This window comes from Rhodococcus sp. (in: high G+C Gram-positive bacteria) (assembly GCF_049286785.1).
In the GTDB taxonomy this organism is placed as follows: domain Bacteria; phylum Actinomycetota; class Actinomycetes; order Mycobacteriales; family Mycobacteriaceae; genus Rhodococcus_F.
Genome location: NZ_JBAQEO010000599.1, coordinates 1 through 2,712 on the forward strand (window position 1 = coordinate 1; position 2,712 = coordinate 2,712).

Sequence of the window (2,712 nt, forward strand, 5' to 3'; positions counted from 1 at the left end):
CATCGTGCGGCCCTGGGGTCGACGAGTCCTGGTGCTGACGACCCGGGGCCGGCGCACCGGGCTCGCTCGGTCCGTCCTGCTCCAATACTTCCCCGACGGCCCGGACCTCATCGTCGTGGCCGCCAACAGTGGCCGCCCCACACACCCCGCCTGGCACCACAACCTCACGGAGACCCCCGAGGCGACCGTCGAGGTCGACGGGCACACCCGCACCGTGCGCGCCGTCGAGCTCACCGACGCGGAGGCGAAGCAGTGGTGGCCGAAGGTGGTGGCCATCGCTCCCAGCTACGCCCGGATCCCCGAGCGGACCACCCGACGTGTCCCGTTCATCCGACTCGTCCCCGCGGCCTGACCGGCGATGGCACGGGTCCGCGGCAGCATCGACATCGCTCGACCGGTGGAGGAGGTTTTCGACTTCGTGGCCGATCAGCGCAACGAAGTGCGCTACAACCCCGCCATGACCGACTCGATCAAGATCACCGACGGTCCGATCGGGGTCGGGACACGGTTCCACGCGACCATCCTCCGCCGAGGCAAACCACTCGAAGTGATCATCGAGTGCACCGGGTTCGACCGCCCCCGCCTGCTGGCATCACGGAGCGTCATGACGGGTGCCGTCGCTACCGGGCAGGTGAAATGCGAGCCCATCGCGAGCGGCACCCGGTTCCAGTGGGACTGGCAGATCACCGTGCCGGGCATCGCCCACCTCGCCGGACCCGTCGTCGGATTCATCGGGCGTCGGCAGGAACGCGCCATCTGGACGGGACTCAAGCACGTCCTCGAAGCCGGGACCGACACCCCCTGATCCGCGCCGCCGCCGGCATGCAGTCCCGGCCGAACGGACCCACGCACCTCCCTCGAAGAAAGACAAATGGGCTCGCGTTCTGCCGCCGGGGCCTGCGGCCTGCTTTGCGGCGCGGCCGTGGCGACGCCGTGGTACAGGTGAAACACGAAGCGGCTCTTGTTGCAGGACAGGCTGATTCGGCGGGCACCTGCCGAGGACGGTGACCGTGTCCTGGGCAGGGCGAAGGCTAGAGACTGAACGTCTGCGGTATGCGGCAGTACCGGATGTTCGGCCGGGCGGGCTGCGCACCGGTTCGGACAGCGCGGTCAGCGGCGAGAGTGCGTTGACTACGACCGGTCTGCCGGCCGTGGCCGGTCGAGGTGGCGCCCGAGGTCGTAGGCCTGATCCAAGTACTGCTTCACCAGGCCGGTATCCGCTGCGGTGGCGGCATAGAAGTAGACGTGTTCGACGTCTTCGATGCCTGGATAGCGGAAGGTCCATTCGTCCAGCACCTTGCTGATGCTGTCGCGAATCCCGGCATCGTAGGCGTTCTTGTCGAAAATCGTCGAGGTCATGATCAGGGCTCGTCGGTGGTGCAGGAGCGGAATGCGGCCGTCGACGTCGCCATACCAGCCCGCCTCGGTGAGCCCGAACGCGAAATCCAGGGTCCAGACGCGATCGATCCAGCCCTTGAGGATCGACGGGAAGTTGCAGAAGTGTATCGGGGCGATGAACGCGAGGGCGTCGGCGTCGGCAACCTTCGCCTGCTGTGCGAGGACGTCTTTGGGCATCCGGCTGCGGATAAGGGCCGCGATCTCGGATGGGGATTTTCCGCGCAGCGCACGTTGGGCGAGCCAGCGTTGTCCCGGCCACCGGCAGGAATTCAGTACCCTCCCACGGAGGTCCATCCGTGCCAGGATGTCGGCGGGTATATCGGGACTGATATAGCTCGCGCTGTCACGGTCGCGCAACACCGGGTCGAAGTTGATCGCGTGGAGATCGACGACCTCGCTGTGGTGGCCGGCATCGCGGAGCCCTTCGGTGAACCGTTCGAGCACACTGTGACAGAACGACTGGGGGTCGTTGTGGGCATAGATCGTCAGCACTTTCATCGCAGACTCCGTTCGTTCACTGCCATTCCGCGAACCCATTCAGGTGCGGACTCCCCGCGGGTTGTCCTACCGCGCTCGCAATACGCGCTCAATGTCCTGGGTAGTCACCGGACGATGGGTATAGGCGGCAATCATCGCGAGCAGAAACATGACACTCCACCCGGCGATCACCCAGCCGGGCCAGTAGCCGCATTCGCGCCCAGTCTATTTCGCGGGTCGTCATTCCGTGCCGCCGGAAGTCGTGTCAGTTTGCGTCCCGCCGTCGGCGGGATCAGATCCGTGTGTCATCACCGTCTCCTCGATCGTGTGCGGCGTTCCGGGGTTCGCTCTCCAAGCGTGACCCGCAGCTACTGCCCGGCCCAAGAGGCCAAGGTCCCTCCGCGAGGGACATTTGTCGAGGCACACGGTGGAGTCACACCTGAATCGGGTTTACACCAATCTCGACGTGACCCGAATTGAGCTCGCCGCGATCATTCGCGCGGGCGCCAACCGCTGACGCAGGCGGATTTGCCGAGTTCGGGGATGTGCCCCGAGCTCGAGTGAGCACGGCGACCGAGTCGAGACGGTGATGCAGCAGGCGCTCGACAGCCTGCCGACAAACGGACGCCTCCAGTGCAGTAGCGAAGTCGTCCCGGATAGGCAGCCTCGATACCGAGACGCGGGTCCGCGTACAGAATCCCCTCTACTCGCTTCTGGAGACTCATACCTTCGTCACGGTCGATCTCGGCAAGTACGTCGCCGGCGATCCGACTGCATCGGCGAGTGCGGAACCGTCGAGAGGGCCGCCATGAAACTTGCCAAGTCCAAGGGATGACG

At 65.6% G+C, this 2,712-nt stretch carries 3 protein-coding genes; 2 read left to right on the forward strand and 1 reads right to left on the reverse strand.

All coding sequences use genetic code 11. The features are described from left to right. Together WAW17_RS21980 and WAW17_RS21985 are read left to right on the forward strand one after the other, a co-directional pair. Positions 1–352 (forward strand): nitroreductase family deazaflavin-dependent oxidoreductase (locus tag WAW17_RS21980; RefSeq protein WP_422335032.1); only part of this gene is annotated, 352 nt, incomplete at its 5' end. A 6-nt stretch (positions 353–358) separates the two neighbouring features. After that, positions 359–805 carry an SRPBCC family protein gene (locus WAW17_RS21985; RefSeq protein ID WP_422335033.1) on the forward strand — a complete coding sequence of 149 codons (447 nt, stop codon included), beginning with the start codon at positions 359–361 and terminating at the stop codon, positions 803–805. A 326-nt stretch (positions 806–1,131) separates the two neighbouring features. Here the strand turns inward: WAW17_RS21985 and WAW17_RS21990 are convergent, their stop codons facing one another. Next, positions 1,132–1,896, reverse strand: coding sequence for an NAD(P)H-dependent oxidoreductase (locus WAW17_RS21990; protein WP_422335034.1), 765 nt, complete (start codon positions 1,894–1,896; stop codon positions 1,132–1,134). Between the last annotated feature and the right edge of the window lie 816 nt (positions 1,897–2,712).

Bases quoted from the DNA above. Each gene is read 5' to 3' on its own strand.
- WAW17_RS21990 (WP_422335034.1), bottom strand. From the start codon at position 1,896: ATGAAAGTGCTGACGATCTATGCCCACAACGACCCCCAGTCGTTCTGT.
- WAW17_RS21985 (WP_422335033.1), top strand. From the start codon at position 359: ATGGCACGGGTCCGCGGCAGCATCGACATCGCTCGACCGGTGGAGGAG.